Origin of the sequence: Actinomyces polynesiensis (assembly GCF_000820725.1) — a bacterium.
GTDB lineage: Bacteria > Actinomycetota > Actinomycetes > Actinomycetales > Actinomycetaceae > Pauljensenia > Pauljensenia polynesiensis.
Window position 1 is genome coordinate 1 of sequence record NZ_CCXH01000237.1, and the last position, 15542, is coordinate 15542.

The 15542-nt window shown below is 70.5% G+C and carries 15 protein-coding genes and 4 tRNA genes; 14 read left to right on the top strand and 5 right to left on the bottom strand.

The genetic code is table 11. The features are described from left to right. Together TA90_RS10040 and TA90_RS10045 are read left to right on the top strand one after the other, a co-directional pair. Positions 1-349: DUF5979 domain-containing protein (locus TA90_RS10040; RefSeq protein WP_043536124.1), on the top strand; the 349-nt coding region annotated here is incomplete at its 5' end. Between the two features lie 400 nt (positions 350-749). Then, positions 750-1685 carry a PDDEXK family nuclease gene (locus TA90_RS10045; protein ID WP_043536126.1) on the top strand — a complete coding sequence of 312 codons (936 nt, stop codon included), beginning with the start codon at positions 750-752 and terminating at the stop codon, positions 1683-1685. 491 nt (positions 1686-2176) lie between these two features. On the opposite strand, the gene TA90_RS10050 is transcribed toward TA90_RS10045, so the two are convergent. Continuing rightward, on the bottom strand, positions 2177-2680 hold the full coding sequence (locus tag TA90_RS10050; protein WP_043536128.1) for a YajQ family cyclic di-GMP-binding protein: 504 nt from the start codon (positions 2678-2680) through the stop codon (positions 2177-2179). A 262-nt stretch (positions 2681-2942) separates the two neighbouring features. On the opposite strand from TA90_RS10050, the gene TA90_RS10055 reads away from it, so the two are divergent. The 6 genes from TA90_RS10055 to TA90_RS10080 all read left to right on the top strand — a co-directional run bounded on the left by TA90_RS10055 (position 2943) and on the right by TA90_RS10080 (position 6698). Continuing rightward, positions 2943-3024 (top strand) — tRNA-Tyr (locus TA90_RS10055). A 96-nt stretch (positions 3025-3120) separates the two neighbouring features. Beyond that, a tRNA-Thr gene (locus tag TA90_RS10060) sits at positions 3121-3193 on the top strand. A 38-nt stretch (positions 3194-3231) separates the two neighbouring features. Beyond that, a tRNA-Met gene (locus tag TA90_RS10065) sits at positions 3232-3308 on the top strand. 51 nt (positions 3309-3359) lie between these two features. After that, entirely contained in the window at positions 3360-3530 is a 171-nt protein-coding gene (rpmG, locus tag TA90_RS10070; RefSeq protein WP_043536130.1) for a 50S ribosomal protein L33, read from the top strand. Positions 3531-3948: 418 nt separating this feature from the next. Continuing rightward, a complete protein-coding gene (locus TA90_RS10075) occupies positions 3949-5169 on the top strand; it encodes an MFS transporter (RefSeq protein WP_231550721.1) in 1221 nt (406 codons plus the stop codon). Positions 5170-5573: 404 nt separating this feature from the next. Next, a complete protein-coding gene (locus TA90_RS10080) occupies positions 5574-6698 on the top strand; it encodes a UDP-N-acetylmuramate dehydrogenase (protein WP_052450749.1) in 1125 nt (374 codons plus the stop codon). A 1-nt stretch (position 6699) separates the two neighbouring features. Here TA90_RS10080 and TA90_RS13335 read toward each other — a convergent pair whose 3' ends face one another. The 4 genes from TA90_RS13335 to TA90_RS10100 all read right to left on the bottom strand — a co-directional run bounded on the left by TA90_RS13335 (position 6700) and on the right by TA90_RS10100 (position 11233). Then, the gene (locus tag TA90_RS13335; RefSeq protein WP_052450750.1) at positions 6700-7806 is read right to left on the bottom strand and encodes an esterase/lipase family protein; all 1107 of its coding nucleotides are present in this window, start codon (positions 7804-7806) and stop codon (positions 6700-6702) included. Next, a complete protein-coding gene (locus tag TA90_RS10090) occupies positions 7757-8884 on the bottom strand; it encodes an adenosine deaminase (RefSeq protein ID WP_082031626.1) in 1128 nt (375 codons plus the stop codon). Before TA90_RS10090 ends, TA90_RS13335 begins: the two co-directional genes overlap by 50 nt. After that, positions 8884-9663, bottom strand: coding sequence for an alpha/beta hydrolase (locus TA90_RS10095; RefSeq protein WP_043536146.1), 780 nt, complete (start codon positions 9661-9663; stop codon positions 8884-8886). The genes TA90_RS10090 and TA90_RS10095 overlap by 1 nt, the downstream gene beginning before the upstream one ends. A gap of 355 nt (positions 9664-10018) precedes the next feature. Next, entirely contained in the window at positions 10019-11233 is a 1215-nt protein-coding gene (locus TA90_RS10100; protein ID WP_043536132.1) for a pyridoxal phosphate-dependent aminotransferase, read from the bottom strand. Positions 11234-11522: 289 nt separating this feature from the next. Here TA90_RS10100 and TA90_RS10105 point away from each other — a divergent pair. The 6 genes from TA90_RS10105 to TA90_RS10130 all read left to right on the top strand — a co-directional run. Next, positions 11523-11598 (top strand) — tRNA-Trp (locus tag TA90_RS10105). A gap of 37 nt (positions 11599-11635) precedes the next feature. Further along, complete coding sequence (gene secE, locus TA90_RS10110) at positions 11636-11980, top strand: preprotein translocase subunit SecE (RefSeq protein WP_082031627.1); 345 nt, start codon at positions 11636-11638, stop codon at positions 11978-11980. Positions 11981-12082: 102 nt separating this feature from the next. Then, positions 12083-12949: a transcription termination/antitermination protein NusG gene (gene nusG / locus TA90_RS10115; RefSeq protein ID WP_043536134.1), complete on the top strand. Its 867-nt coding sequence runs from the start codon at positions 12083-12085 to the stop codon at positions 12947-12949. 163 nt (positions 12950-13112) lie between these two features. Further along, positions 13113-13544 (top strand): 50S ribosomal protein L11, encoded by a 432-nt coding sequence (rplK, locus tag TA90_RS10120; RefSeq protein WP_043536136.1) that lies wholly within the window; start codon positions 13113-13115, stop codon positions 13542-13544. A gap of 61 nt (positions 13545-13605) precedes the next feature. Next, complete coding sequence (gene rplA, locus TA90_RS10125) at positions 13606-14322, top strand: 50S ribosomal protein L1 (RefSeq protein WP_043536138.1); 717 nt, start codon at positions 13606-13608, stop codon at positions 14320-14322. 146 nt (positions 14323-14468) lie between these two features. Beyond that, the coding region (locus TA90_RS10130) for a hypothetical protein (protein WP_043536139.1) at positions 14469-15542 on the top strand (1074 nt) is incomplete at its 3' end.

Here is a 15542-nt window from a genome sequence, read left to right on the forward strand (position 1 = left end):
CGGGGGCAAGGTGACCCTGAGCAAGGCCAATGGCTACACGGCCACAGTCGTGGGCATCATCACCGGGGCCGACTGCACGGTCACCGAGACGAAGGACGGCGGCGCCGACAAGACGTCGATGTCGCCGGCTGACGGCAAGGTGACGGTGGGCAACGCCTCGGCGGGGGATGGGCCGGTCGTGGTGACGATCACCAACGAGTTCAACACCGCCAAGCCCGGAAACCTGCCCAAGACGGGCGCCGAGTTCGGGTACCTGTCGGTGGCCCTGACGGCGTTGCTGCTCGGGGGGGCCTTCGTGACCCTGCGGAAGCGGAATCGCTGGACCGGAAGGCCGGGTGCCAGGCACTGACCGTGTGACGACACTGGTCTGAGGTGGTGGCCCCGCGGGTGTGATTCCCGCGGGGCCACCGCTCTTCGGTGGGCCGCTGGGCCGCTGCGCCGCCGTGGTCGTCGTGCCGTGGTCGGCGCGAGGCGTGGCTGCTTGCTGCTTGGTTCGTGGTGCCAGTTGCCTGTGGGGTGCGTCGCGAGCGTGCCGTCAACTGTGGAGCCGACGGGTGGCGCCGCGAACCCTGTCCGTACCCGGGGACGGAGTCGGCGCGCTCCGGGAGGACACCCTGCCCTGCCCCACTGACCCCGTCGGGCAGGGCAGGGATGCGATGACCGTCCACAGGTGCTGGAGGGCGCGCCGATGTCCACAGGGTGGTTGTCGGGCAGAGGACATCCGGCAGTCCCGCCTCCACGCTGAGCGGATGGACACCCTGGCACACCTTGCCTCTTCGAGGTCACGCCTCGTCATCGCCACCGGGGCCACTTCGCGTCGATGCGCCCGTGCGGAGTCGACGGGCGCGCTCATCCGTGTCCATCGGCACGTCTTCGTCGAACGCTCACACCTCGAGGTGGGGGACCAGTGGGAGTTCGCGCGCCGAGCGCGTGCGGTGAGGGCGCTGGCCGTGGGTGAGCTGTTCAGGGATGCGGTGATCAGTCACTCCACCGCTCTGGGACTGCACGGTGTCGAGGGGCCGGAGTTCCATGCGGACATCCACATCAGCGTGCCCAGGAGGTGGAACGCCGCGCCCCTGGACCTCCCGGAACTGCGCGTCGGCCGTGACCGGGTTCCTCGGGGACGCATCATCAGACACTTGGGCAAGGTGCCGGACGCCATGGTCAGTAACGGCATCCTGCGCGTGGCGACGCCGGAGCTCGCCGCCGTGCAGTGCGCCTTCGACAGTGATCCCCGGGAGGGTCTCGTCCTGGTGTCGGGAACGCTTCGACTCCTCAGCAGGTTCTCGCGTTTCGAACCGGGACGATCCCGTCACCGGGAGGAGAGGTGCCGGCGACGCCTGCTGGCCATCGCCGACGTCCTCCCCACCCGAAGGCACAGCCGCCGTGCCAGGGAAGTCCTGATGTCAGCGGACGCGGGGTGTGAATCGGTGCCGGAGCGGATCCTCCTGTGGATCCTGACTGCAGCCGGTGTCGAGGACTTCGAGACACAGATGGTCGTGGAGTGCAGCGGTCGGGTCTTCTACGTGGACTTCGGAATCCCCGGGTTGATGATCGTCATCGAATTCGACGGAAAGACCAAGTATGGCGTCGAGGTCCAGGAAGTGCTCGAGAGCCTGTCCCGCAGGGACGCCCGGCAGAAACTCATCGAGGCGGAGGGATTCACGGTGGTGCGGTTCGAGTAAGGCGAGCTGCGCGACCCGGAGGGGGTCATTCGCGAGCTCCGGCTGCGCGCCGGAGGTCGGCTCGGGACGAGGCCCGTACGGGTCCTCCAGCTCTGAGCGCTCATGAGGTGTGAAGGCCCAGTGAGGTCAACTGTGGATGTTGTCTGTGGCATTGGGAGTTGAGTTCACGGGTGTGGTGGGGCTCGTGGGCCGTGGGAGGCCCGGTGAGGTCAACCCTGGATGCTGTCTGTGGCATTGGGAGTTGAGTTCACGGGTGTGGTGGGGCTCGTGGGCCGTGGGAGGCCCGGTGAGGTCAACCCTGGATGCTGTCTGTGGCATTGGGAGTTGAGTTCACAGGTGTGGTTGACCCCAGGAACGAGTTCGGCCCGCAGTCGACAGCCCGCGACCGACAGCCCGCAGGTGGGGCCCGGCGCATCCGAACAGGCTGCCGGGCCCCGGTGCGCACCCGGGCCCACCCCCCGGACCCGCACCCGTGGTCCGTGGTCCGTGGCTCAGCGGTAGTTGACGAACTGCAGCGCCGCGTCGATCCCTGCAGCTGCCTCACCCTTGAGCAGGGCGATGACGGCTTGGAGGTCATCCCTGGACTTGGACGAGACCCGGACCTCATCGCCCTGGATCTGGGCCTTGACACCCTTGGGGCCCTCGTCGCGGATGAGCTTGGTGATCTTCTTGGCGACGTCCTGGGAGATCCCCTCGCGCAGCGGCGCGACCAGGCGGTACAGCTTTCCGGAGGCCTTGGGCTCACGGCCCTCGAGGTCCAGCGCCTTCAGGGACACCCCACGCCGGATCAGTTTGGTCTCCAACACGTCCAGGATGGCCATCACACGCTCAGGGGAGTTCGCCTCCAGTTCGATGGCCTCGCCGCTCAGACTGACCGAGGCGTCCACGCCCCGGAAGTCGTATCGCTGGGCGACCTCCTTGGCGGCCTGGTTCACCGCATTGTCGACCTCCTGCCGGTCGAGTTTCGAGACGACGTCGAACGACGAGTCTGCCATGTGTATCTCTCCTCACGTGATGGACCCCTGTCGGGCGCGGGGCTCGGGATCGGCCCTCGGGAGCGCCCGGAGGGGCGGTCGGACGCACTTCCGGACACGTTCCACCGGGTCCTCCGCAACCGGCCCGCGGACGTCATGATGATCACGTCCGCGGAGCGTCCTCCGATTTGGCATCGGGGGTCCCTGCCCTGCTATTCTTCCATGGCACCGCACGGGCGGCGCAGCCCTGTTGAGGCAGGATCTGACGAGCCCCGAGGTGCATGGCGGGGTACCCGAGTGGCCAAAGGGAGCTGACTGTAAATCAGCCGCGGAATGCTTCGGGGGTTCGAATCCCTCCCCCGCCACAGGACCGCGGGTTCGCCTGCGGTCCCACGTGTGAGGTCCTTCTCATGCCGTCCGATTGAACCACCTGATCGGGCTGGGATAGGGTTTCCCTCGTTGCCCCGATAGCTCAGTCGGCAGAGCGTCTCCATGGTAAGGAGAAGGTCAAGGGTTCGATTCCCTTTCGGGGCTCTGGTTCGCGCAGTGGTCGCCGCCGCGCAAGCCTCTGCGGCGGGGTAGCTCAGCTGGTCAGAGCGCACGACTCATAATCGTGAGGTCGCGGGTTCGAGCCCCGCCCCCGCTACCAGGAACCCCAGGTCGCCCGGCGACAATCGAATCAGCAAGTGAGGTATTCACCGTGGCAAGCAAGTCGCAGGACGTCCGTCCGAAGATCACGCTCGCGTGCTCCGAGTGCAAGGAGCGCAACTACATCACCAAGAAGAACCGTCGCAACACGCCGGATCGTCTTGAGCTCGCGAAGTACTGCCCGCGCTGCCACAAGTCGACGGTGCACCGCGAGACGCGCTGACACCCAAGCAGCTTCGCAGCGCCCCCGGCTGAGCATCGCTCACCGGGGGCGTCGCACATGTCCGGCCTGCCCACTCCTGACCCTCCCGCTCGGCGGACTCCCGGCACTTCGTGCCCCCACCGGTGGCTGGCCCCGTCCGTGGTCCACGACGACGAGGGCGGCCCCGCCCCCTTCCCCCGGACCGGCTCGCAGGAGCACCATGGATGTGCACCGTGGTGCCTCCGTCAGCATCCCCGCCACACACGGTCGCCCCGTCGTCCTGACGAGGGGCCCGTCGCAATCGGCATGTGGTGGGACCCCAACGCCACCGGCCACGGTGACGAGGGCGCTCCCGCCCTCGTGCGGTCCCGCTGCCCCTGACCTCCGCACCCACGTCCACCCACAAGTCCCACCCACAACACGACACCCTCCGGAGCCCGTGGTGACCCCCTCGATCGACAAGACCCGCGCGAAGAGAGCGGCGTGGGCCTGCATCCTCCTCTTCTTCACCTTCGGGTTCGCCGTCGCCTCGTGGCTCTCGCGCCTGCCCGCCGTGCGCGACGCACTCGACCTCCAGCCGACGGACCTGGGGACGATGCTCCTCATCGGGTCCTTCGGCTCCCTGGTGGCCCTGCCCTCCTCGGGGCCGCTGGTCGGTGCCATCGGAGCGCGACCCACGGCCCGGATCGGGTCGACACTGTGGGCCGTCGCCCTGGTCGGTGTGGCACTGTCGGTGCACGCCACGAGCCGGGCGGGCCTGACCGCGTGCCTCGTGGTCCTCAACTGCGGGATGTCCCTGTGGGCGGCCACGATGAACATCGAGGGCGGGCTCGTCGAGGCGGCCCTGCGCCGCATCCTCCTGGACAAGCTCCACGCGATGTTCTCCATCGGGACAGTCAGCGGCGCCCTGGTCGGCGCGGCCCTGACACGCGCGGGGGTCGACGTCACCCCGCACCTCATCGGCACGGCGTTCCTGGGGTGCACGGTGGTGTGGGTGGTGTCGCACTTCTTCCTCTCCGAGGAGGACGTGCGCTCGTTCTCGGTCGGGGCGACCGAACAGTCCGAGGAACGGGTCAAGGGGCGCACGCGGCAGGCCTGGGGGGAACGCCGCACGGTCCTGATCGCGATCATGGTGCTGTCCGCGGGCCTGCTCGAGGGCTCCGCCAATGACTGGCTGGCGCTGTCGATGGTCGACGGCTACGGCTACACCGCCGCCCAGGGGTCCGCGATCCTCTCCCTGTTCCTGGCGATGATGGCCACGGTGAGGCTCTCCTCGACACGGCTGCACCGGCGCTTCTCCGCCGACGGGCTGCTGCGGACCCTGCTGATCCTGGCGTGTGTGGGGCTCGTCCTCGTGGCGTTCTCGCCGTGGCGGTGGCTGGCGCTGGTCGGTGTGCTGCTCTGGGCGATGGGGGCCGCGCTCGTCTTCCCGACCGGGGCCTCGGCGCTCTCGACGAACCCCTCCATGACCGCGGCGCGGGTGTCGGTCCTGTCGACCGTGAACTACGGGGCCTTCCTCATCGGCCCGCCGGTGCTCGGCCTGGTGGCGGAGCACGTCGGATACCACCGGGCGATGGTGGTGCTGATCGTGCCGATCACGGTCGGCATCCTGCTGACCAAGCAGGTGGCCCGCCCGGAGGACCCGTCACCGGCCGCCTGATGGCGCGGAGGGCCCGGCGCCACCCCGGGCGACGCCGGCTCATCGCGGAGCGCCGAGCGCCTAGGGTTGGACGGGGGAGCGACCGCATCGCGGCCTGTTCCCGCCGCGGAGACGAGGGAAGGACCACGATGACGGCATCTGCCCCGGCACGGCCCGGTGACGCGCAGGACCCGCAGCCAGGCAGCGCAGGGACGCCGAGCCACGCGCCGGCCCCGGCGCCCGGTCGGGCTCCCGCTCCCTCGGACGCGGCTCCCGCTCCCTCGGACGCGGCTTCTGCCCCTTCGGACGCGGATTTCGTTCCTTCGGCACCGGCCCCTGCCGCACCCGCACCTCTGTCCGCACCGCCCTCGGCCGGACCGTCCCCGTCGACCCCGTCGGCGGACGCCTCCGCGATCCTCACCCCCGTGCCCTCCTCGGCCCCGTGGCAGTCCCTCGAGGGCTCCGTCCCCTCGCTGCGGGACCTGACGACCCTGCGTGTGGGCGGCGAGGTGGCGGCGCTGGTGGACTCGGCCACCGAGTGGACCATGGTCGGCACCGTCCGTGCCGCCGACCGCGAGGGACGCCCGGTGCTGGTTTTGGGGGGCGGGTCGAACCTGTTCGCCTCGGACCGCCCCTTCGACGGGGTGGTGGTGCGGGACGTCCGGTGCGTGGTGCGCCAGGAGGACCTCGGGGACGGCCGGGTCCAGGTCACTGCCAGCGCGGGGATGCCCTGGGACGCCCTCGTGTGCTGGAGCCTCGCGCAGGGTCTGTCGGGGTTGGAGGCCCTCTCCGGCATCCCCGGGTCCGTCGGCGCCGCTCCCGTGCAGAACGTGGGCGCCTACGGTCACGAGGTCTCCGAGACGCTCTCCTCCGTGCGTGCCTGGGACCGCGCCCTCGACCAGGTCGTCGAACTGCCCGTGGACCACCTGGGCCTGGGGTACCGGACCTCCGTCATCAAGCGGTCCCTGCAGGAGCCGGGCTCCGCCGGCCGCACCTGGGGGCCGACCGGCCGGTGGGTGGTCCTGGAGGCCACCTTCACGCTGGAGGCCTCCGACCAGTCGGCCCCGGTGCTCTACGCGGAACTCGCGCGCCGGCTGGGTGCCGTCCCCGGTGGTCGGGTCCCCGCGCTCGCGGTTCGCGAGGCCGTGCTCGGTCTGCGCCGCTCCAAGGGCATGGTGCTGGACCCCGACGACCACGACACCTGGAGTGCCGGGTCCTTCTTCACCAATCCGATCCTGCCCACCGAGGCCGCCGAGGCGCTCCTCCCGCCCGACGCCCCCCGCTTCGACGCGGGGGAGGGCCTGGTCAAAGGCTCCGCCGCCTGGCTCATCGACCACGCGGGCTTCCCCCGTGGGTTCGCCCCGCCCACCGACGACGAGGGCGGCCCCCGCGCCACGCTGTCCACCAGGCACGTCCTGGCACTGACCAACCGTGGCCGTGCCACCTCCGAGGACCTGGAGGTCCTGGCCCGCACGGTGCGCGAGGGGGTGCGTGACGAGTTCGGCATCGAACTGGTGCCCGAGCCCGTCACCCTGGGGATCGACCTCTAGGTCACCCGGGGGGAGGGGGCGGCGTCGCCCGGTCGTCGCCCGTCCCCGGGGTGGACCCGTCCGCGTCCAGGAGCTGCCGGGCGAGCACGGTGAGGGTGCGGGCGACCTGGGCACTGAACAGCATGGTGGAGTGTCCCGTGATCGGCAGGGTCACGTGGCGGACGCCGGTCAGTGGCGAGGGGGGCACCGACTGGTCCCACTCCGCCTCCACCTGGATGATGCGACGGTTGACGGCCCGGTCGGCCGCGAGTTCAGCGATGGTGGGGGAGTCGGGGGCCAGCTCGGAGAGCTCCGTGGTGGGGACCAGCCACGTGATCGGGGCGCCGTTGAAGGGGGTCGCACAGGCGATCAGGCCACGGACGCGCCTGCGCTCGGGCCCCAGCATCACGGCCTTGCCCACCAGGCCGCCCTTGGAGTGGGCGAAGAGGATGACGTCGTGGAGGTCCTGGTCACGCAGGTACTCCTCGACCCGGCGCGCCAGGTCGGGGATGGGTGCGGTCATGTCCTCCAGTGACTCCAGGAGGTGCACATCCCACCCCGCGTCGTGGAGGGCCTGCGCCCAGACGTGGAAGTGGCGCCAGGTCTCCCAGATCCCCGGCAGACCCAGTGCGACGTGGGGTCGGGTCCCCGTGGCGATCGCGGTGTGCGTGTCCGGGTCCGTCGCCGCCGCTCCGGGGCGCCGGTAGGCCGCCGGGTCCGCGGGCAGGTCGGGCGTCCGGTCCATCCAGAGCCGGTGGCCGAAGGAGACCGTCCAGTCCTCCAGGGCGAGTGGGGCCCGCTCGACGATGGGCGGGATCCGCACCCAGGGAGGGGCACTGCCACCGCCTCCCGGCGTGTCGGCACTCCGAATGCTGCCGGGGTCCCCGCCGTCCTGCCCTGCGTGCCCGTCGTCCTGCCGGGTGTCAGCGTCGTCCCGCCAGGTGTCGGCGCCCGTGCCGGTCCCGGGGCCGTCGAGCTGCGTGAACCAGTGCCACAGGGGGTGCTGGCGCCGGTCGGCGAGGATCCCCTCGAGGCGCTCGAGATGGCCGCGCAGGATCTCCAGACGGGAACGGACGTCCTCAGGCGGGGTCTGCGGCGAGCCAGGCGTCGATGCGTCGGTGCCAGTCACGGCGCTCCTCCTCCCCGACCAGGGACGCGTCGACCGACTCGTGGGCCAGGACCGCCAGCTGGGCGTCGCTGAGCCCGTGCACGTCCCGGGCCGCGGCGTACTGGGCCAGCAGGCGAGAGTGGAAGAGTAGGGGGTCGTCCGCGCCCAGGGCGATGGTGGCGCCGTGCTCCATGAGGGTCTCCAGGGGGACGTGGCGCAGGTCCGGGTAGACGCCGAGGTGCACGTTGGAGGTCGGGCAGACCTCGAAGGCGATGTGCTCCTCGACCAGGCGGTCCAGGAGGGCGGGGTCCTCCGTGGTGCGCACCCCGTGGCCGAGCCGGGTCGGCCCCAGGGCGGCGACCACCTCGCGCACGGACTCCGGCCCCAGCAGCTCCCCGCCGTGGGGCAGTGCCGCCAGCCCGGCGTCACGGGCGATGTGGAACGCCTTGGAGAAGGCGGAGGTCTCCCCGACGCGTTCGTCGTTGGACAGTCCGAAGCCCACGACGCTGCCGGCACCGCGTCCGGCGTACTGGGCGGCCAGGCGCGCGAGGACGCGGGCGTCGAGGGGGTGGCGGGTGCGGGAGGCGGCGACGACGATGCTGACCTGCACGCCCGTGTCGCGGGAGGCGCTGCGGGCCTCGTCCAGGACGATCTCCAGGGCGGGCGTGATCCCCCCGACCCACGGGGCGTAGGAGGTGGGGTCCACCTGCATCTCGAGGTGGACGGAGCCCTCGGCGGCCTCGTCCTCGGCGGCTTCGCGCACGATGCGTCGCATGACGGCCTCCGAGCGCACCAGGGCGCGCGCGGAGTCGTAGGAGCGCTGGAAGCGGAACCAGCCCCGCGCATCGGCCGGCACCTTGAGGGGATCCAGATCCAGCAGGTGCGGGGGCAGGCGGATCCCGGAGGAGTGGGCGAGCTCGACGAGGGTCTGGGGTCGCATCGCCCCGGTGAAGTGGAGGTGGAGGTGCGCCTTGGGGAGGGTGCGCAGGTCGCGACGCCCCGGCGGGGTGGGGGGAGGGAGGGTGAGGGAGGGCTGCGGGGGCAGTGTGGCCTCCGCCCGGTGGCGGGCACGCGTGGCGACGAGGGCGGACCCCTCCATCAGCGACGACCCATCCACAGGATGATGTCCTGCATGAGTGCCGGGCCCTCCGGTTCGTTGAGGAGCTCGTGGTAGGCGCCGTCGATGATGCGCAGGTTGATCTCGGCATTGCGGGTGTGCTCCAGGTACTCCCGTGATCCCTCGACATCGGCCAGCGCGTCCGCCCCGCCGTGCAGGATCAGGGTGGGGACCGTCAGCATCGAGGCATTGTCGATCACCCGGTCACCCTGGATGACCATCGTGACCGCGGTGAGCAGCGGCACGCGACCGTGGAAGACCTGGGGGTCCTCGCGGTAGGCGCGCACCACCTCGGCCACGCGGGAGACGTGGGCGTCGTCGAGCTCGACCGTGGGCGTCCACGGCGCCAGGCGGGCGGCGGGCAGCAGCGCACGGGCCACCGAGGGGGGCATCGAGGGCAACGGGCGGAAGGCGGGACCCGTGAGCACCACGCCGCGCAGGTGGTCGCGGTCCAGCAGCGAGGAGGCTGCGGTGATCGTCCCGCCCATCGAGTGGCCGAAGAGGAACAGGTCGTCCGTGCGCGAGCGCTCCAGGGCCGCGCGTCGCACCCGGAGGTGGTCGAGGACCAGGGCGCCGACGTCCACGCGTGCACGCGGTCCGGCGGCTGAGCCGTGCCCGGGCAGGTCGTAGGTGTGGACGTCCCATCCCGCGTCGGTGAGGGCGGAGACGAAGTGGTCGTACCGCCCGGAGTGCTCGGCGTAGCCATGGGTGATCAGGACGGTGCCCCGCGGGTGGTCCGCCAGCGCCAGGTGGGTGTGCAGCTCCATGTGCCCATTCTGGCATCGACGCCGCACTCCTTCCGCCCCACGGCGAAGTCCGCCCTGTTCGACCCGTGAGGTCCGCCCTGTTGTGAGGTCGAGGTCCGTCCTGTTCCAGCGTTGAGGTCCGCTCTGTTCGACCCGCGAGGTCCGCCCTCCCGTCAGGGCGGGTCCATCCCCGACTCGCGTCCGCTCGGCCCACTCGCCCACGGGAGAGCCCCGGCCGCGCAGCGCCTCAGGGGACGCACCACGCCGTGCCCCCCGATGACGGACCACCCCCGGACCGCATCTGACGGTCCGGGGGTGGTGGTCGCACCTGCCCGGCGCTCGCGGGAGCGCGGGGGTGCGGGTGGGCCGATCAGTTCCCCTCGGCCAACAGCTCCTGGATGCGACCGACGCCCTCGACCAGGTCGTCGTCGGCCAGGGCGTAGGACAGGCGCAGGAAGCCCGAGGGCCCGAAGGCCTCGCCGGGCACCACTGCGACCTCGACCTCACTGAGGATGATCTCGGCCAGCTCCGCGGAGGTCGAGGCGACCCGCCCCCGGATCGAGCGCCCCAGGACGCCCTCGACGCTCGGGTAGGCGTAGAACGCCCCCTTTGGGACGGGCACCTCGAAGCCGTCGATCTGGGAGAGCATCGACACGATCGTGCGGCGGCGGCGGTCGAAGGCGGCGCGCATGTCGGCGACGGCGTCCAGGGGGCCGGACACGGCGGCGATGGCGGCACGCTGGGCGATGTTGTTGACGTTGGAGGTCAGGTGCGACTGGAAGGAGGTCGCGGCCTTGATGACGTCGGAGGGCCCGATCATCCAGCCCACGCGCCACCCGGTCATGGCATAGGTCTTGGCCACGCCGTTCAGGACGACGGTCTGCTCGGCCAGTTCCGGAACCAGCTTGACGATGTGGGCGGGCTGGGCGTCCTCGTAGAGGAGGTGCTCGTAGATCTCGTCGGTCACGACCCAGATGCCGTGTTCCAGGGCCCATTCACCGATGGCCGTGGTCTCCTCCGGGGTGTAGACGGCTCCCGTGGGGTTCGAGGGCGAGCAGTGCAGCAGGAGCTTGGTGCGCGGGGTGCGCGCAGCCTCCAGCTGCTCGACGGTGACCTTGTACCCCTGGTCGGCGCCGGCGAACACGGGGACCGTGATGCCACCGGCCAACTTGATGGCCTCGGGGTAGGTGGTCCAGTAGGGCGTGGGGAGGATGACCTCGTCATCCGGGTCCAGCAGGGCGGCGAAGGCCTGGAACACGGCCTGCTTGCCGCCGTTGGTGATGAGGACGCTGGCGGGGTCGACCTCGTAGCCGGAGTCGCGCAGCGTCTTCTCGGCGACCGCCATGCGCAGCGCGGGCAGACCGGCGGCCGGCGTGTAGCGGTGCATGGCCGGGTCCTGGGCGGCCTCGATGGCGGCCTGGACGATGTAGTCGGGAGTGGGGAAGTCGGGCTCGCCGGCGCCGAAGCCGATGACGGGACGGCCCTGGGCCTTGAGGGCCTTCGCCTTGGCGTCCACGGCCAGGGTGGCCGAAGGGGTGATGGCAGCAAGGCGGGCAGAGACACGGGAACGAGGTTGTGTGGTCACGAGGTCATGGTGGCACGGGCCACGGCGGCCCGCCCGGCAGTGCCCGCGATCCGGTCGCGATGTGGGACGTTCGTCCTGGACGGTCCGTGGAGCCCTTCGGGCGGATGGGCTCCCGGCGGCTCTGCCCGGACGCGTTGGTCCTCCCCGGGCCTCTCCCGTGACCCGCCCAGCCCGTCCGCCGACACCGCGGAGGGAAGGTCTGCGGGGCCACACAGGGCACCGGCACCCAGTTGGACACGTCGCCCCGCCGCCGCCTAGACTCTGGCGGGCGGGTTGCGAGACCCGCAATAGGGCAGTGGCGCAATTGGTAGCGCACCGGTCTCCAAAACCGGCGGTTGTGGGTTCGAGTCCCGCCTGCCCTGCCATTCCTGGCAACCGTGAGGCATCAACGAGGGGGACGCGATGAGCGACAGCCGCGCACTGGGTGGTGGGTCCGCCGACGACGGCCTCCCCGACGTTCCCGAGAAGCCGGCGACGCCCGCCGCGCCGAAGGACCGCACGAAGTCCACCGCCACGCAGGCCCGTGCGGATGCGACACGGAAGGGCGACAAGCGCCCCGGCTTCTTCCGGCGGATCGCCATCTTCGTCTCCCAGGTGGTGGCGGAGATGAAGAAGGTCACCTACCCGACCAAGTCGGAGACATGGACCTACTTCGTGGTGGTCATCGTCTTTGTGGCACTCATCATGGCCTACACCGGGCTTCTCGACCTCGGATTCGGTAAGCTGAACACATTGATCTTCGGCTGACACCGATCAACCCGCCCGCAGCTCGGACTGCAGGCGGGTTTTTTCCACCCGCGCAGCCGTCACCGACGGCCGGTCGCCACCGGCCCCCTCAGGAGGAGAACCGTGACCGACGAATTCCGAACCGATGACTTCGAGGGACTCGACCGCTCCGACGAGCCCACCCTGGACGAGGCACCCGTCGCAGCACCCGTCGAGGTCGATGCCCTCAACACCGCGGACGATCCCGAGGCCGTCGTCCCCGCCGCCGCCGACGCGGAGCAGGCTGTCGTCCCCCAGGAGGAGGACGGGGCCGAGGGGACCGATGCAGACGCCGAGGACGGCGGGGACGCCGACGCCGCGGAGGAGGGCGACGAGGAGTCCGTGGAGGACCCCATCGAGAAGCTCCGGCACGAACTCCGCCTGCTGCCCGGTGACTGGTACGTGATCCACACCTACTCCGGTCACGAGCGCAAGGTGAAGAACAACCTCGAGCAGCGCATCGCCTCCCAGAACATGGAGGACCTGATCTTCCGTGTCGAGGTCCCCGACGAGTACGTCATGGAGTACCGCGGCACGCAGAAGAAGCGCGTGCGCCGCGTGCGCATCCCCGGCTACGTCATCGTGTGCATGGACTTCACCGACGAGTCCTGGCGCGTCGTCAAGGAGACCCCCGCGGTCACCGGCTTCGTGGGCGACCAGCACAACCCCGTCCCCCTGTCCGAGGACGAGGTCGTCATGCTCCTGACCCCCAACGTCATGGAGGAGGCCGCCGCCGAGCAGAAGACGGGGCCCGCTCCCGTCCAGCAGGTCCAGGTCAACTACGAGGTCGGAGAGGTCGTCACCGTCACCGACGGCCCGTTCGAGACCATGACGGCCACGATCTCCGAGATCATGCCCGAACAGCAGAAGCTCAAGGTCCTCGTCACCATCTTCGAGCGCGAGACTCCGATGGAGCTCGGCTTCGACCAGGTGGAGAAGATCGACCAGTGATCTCCCGCACCCGGACTTGGGTAGCGGTCCGGGGCGGGATATCATCGACATTTGTGCGCCTTGGGGCCAGTGTGCCCGTCGTCAGCGACGGGACCGGCACCGGGGTGCGTGACGTCGCGGCGGCCGCCGCGATGTGGCAACACTGACGAAAGACCCGAACACTATGGCACCGAAGAAGAAGGTCACCGGCCTGATCAAGCTGCAGATCGCCGCCGGCGCCGCGAACCCCGCGCCCCCCGTCGGGCCCGCCCTGGGCCAGCACGGCGTGAACATCATGGAGTTCACGAAGGCCTACAACGCAGCGACCGAGTCCCAGCGTGGCTCGATCGTCCCCGTCGAGATCACCGTCTACGAGGACCGCTCCTTCACGTTCGTCCTCAAGACGCCCCCGGCGTCGGAGATGATCAAGAAGGCCGCGGGCGTCCCCAAGGGCTCCTCGACCCCCAACACCGTCAAGGTCGCCTCCATCTCGCGGGCCCAGGTCCGCGAGATCGCCGAGGCCAAGATGGTCGACCTCAACGCCAACGACATCGACGCCGCCGCGAAGATCATCGCCGGCACCGCCCGCTCCATGGGCATCACGGTCGACGCCTGACACACCCCCAGTGGTAGGGCACGCGCTGCCCGCACACCACGACTGCAAGGAGAGAAGCAGAATGACGAAGCGCTCGAAGAGCTACCGCGCCGCCGCGGAGAAGATCCACGAAGGCGAGCTGTACGCGCCCCTGGCCGCCATGCGGCTGGCGAAGGAAACCACCGTCACCAAGTTCGACTCGACCGTCGAGGTCATGTTCCGGCTCGGTGTCGACCCCCGCAAGGCGGACCAGATGGTCCGTGGCACCGTCTCCCTGCCGCACGGCACCGGCAAGACCTCCCGGGTCTTGGTCTTCGCCGTTGGCGACCGCGCGCAGGAGGCCATCGACGCCGGGGCCGACGAGGTCGGCGGCGACGAGCTGATCGAGAAGGTCCAGAAGGGCTACACCGACTTCGACGTCGCGGTGGCCACCCCCGACATGATGGGCAAGGTCGGCCGTCTGGGCCGCGTGCTCGGCCCCCGTGGGCTCATGCCGAACCCGAAGACGGGCACCGTCACCATGGACGTCGCCAAGGCGATCCGTGAGATCAAGGGCGGCCGCATCGAGTTCCGCGTGGACAAGCACGGCAACCTCGCCTTCATCGTGGGCAAGACCTCCTTCACGGCTGAGCAGCTCACCGAGAACTACGCCGCGGTCCTGGAGGAGGTCCTGCGCCTCAAGCCGGCCTCCGCCAAGGGGCGCTACATCACCAAGGCGACCGTCTCGACGACCATGGGCCCCGGCATCCCCCTGGACGCCACGAAGGTCCGCGGGATCCTCGAGGAGGACGCCGCCTGAGCGGATGAACGTTTCGGCTGCCCGTCGTTGGCGGGTGGTGTCGTGGGGGGCCACGGGTCGTCGACCCGTGGCCCCCGACGTGTCCCCGGTGGGGCGTGCAGGGGTCGGGAACGGCGCGCCGGGGGCGCGGGTCTACGATCGTCGCCGTGGACGAGATCTCCCGTTACTTCGCGCAGGGCGCGACCCGTGTCGCACTCGAGGGCGGCCGGGCGGGTGCGACCACCACGGTGACCCCGAGGCTGGACAGGGACATCCCCGGTCAGAGTTTCCGGGTGCTGTACCGGCAGGAGGGGATCACCGTCGAGCACAGCGACGACAGCGGACTCTCGGCAGGGCTCGACGTCGTGGAGATGCTCAACGAGGACACCTCCTTCACCACGGCCGTCGAGGTGCGCGACGCACCCCTGATGTCCACACGCGCCTACCTCATGGACATGTCGGGGGACCGCCTCCTCTCCTGGGACGGGTTCGTGCGGATGGTGGAGGTCCTCGAGCGGCTCCGCTTCAACCAGCTCGAGCTCCGGGTCGGCCACGCCTTCACCTACCGCGACCAGGACACGGTGTGGGAGGGGTCGTCACCGTTGACCCCCCTCCAGTTGCACCGCATCGAGATCCTGTGCGCCAGCCACGGGATCCGGCTGGTGACGGCCATCGAGCCGCTCACCCACTGGGAGCGGTGGCTGTGCCACCCCGAGTACGCCGGACGCGCCGAACTGCCCGAGGGCCGCACCGGCGACGACGGTCAGCACGTTCCGCCCTCCGAGCTCGCCGCCACGCCCTCGAACGCCCACTTCGTGGCCTCCCTGGTCGACCAGCTCACGACGGTCCTGTCCTCACGCCGGGTGAACATCGGGGGCCACTCCACCAGGGAGCTCGGTCACGGAGCCTCACGTGCGGCGGTCGAGCGCCACGGTCTGGCGCGGGTCTACATGGACTTCATCGAGCACGCCACCCACGCCGTCGGCGAGCACGGCGTGGTGGGGGAGATGTGGGCCGACGTCTTCGCCCTCGACCCGGAACTGTTCGCGGAGGTTCCCGAGCAGGTCGTCCCCATCGTGCGTTGCTCCGAGCCCCCGGACCCGCTGAGGGGTACTGCCGGGTTCAGGGAGGCGGGCCAGGCCCTGGTGGGCACACGCCGGCCCTTCTGGGTCGCGCCCGGGACGGGCACGTGGAACACCTTCTGCGGTCGGAGCGTGCGGGCGAGGGCGAACGTGGAGGAC

Bases quoted from the DNA above. Each gene is read 5' to 3' on its own strand.
- secE (WP_082031627.1), top strand. From the start codon at position 11,636: ATGAGCGACAGCCGCGCACTGGGTGGTGGGTCCGCCGACGACGGCCTC.
- TA90_RS10050 (WP_043536128.1), bottom strand. From the start codon at position 2,680: ATGGCAGACTCGTCGTTCGACGTCGTCTCGAAACTCGACCGGCAGGAG.
- rplK (WP_043536136.1), top strand. From the start codon at position 13,113: ATGGCACCGAAGAAGAAGGTCACCGGCCTGATCAAGCTGCAGATCGCC.
- TA90_RS10090 (WP_082031626.1), bottom strand. From the start codon at position 8,884: ATGGAGGGGTCCGCCCTCGTCGCCACGCGTGCCCGCCACCGGGCGGAG.
- TA90_RS10045 (WP_043536126.1), top strand. From the start codon at position 750: ATGGACACCCTGGCACACCTTGCCTCTTCGAGGTCACGCCTCGTCATC.
- rplA (WP_043536138.1), top strand. From the start codon at position 13,606: ATGACGAAGCGCTCGAAGAGCTACCGCGCCGCCGCGGAGAAGATCCAC.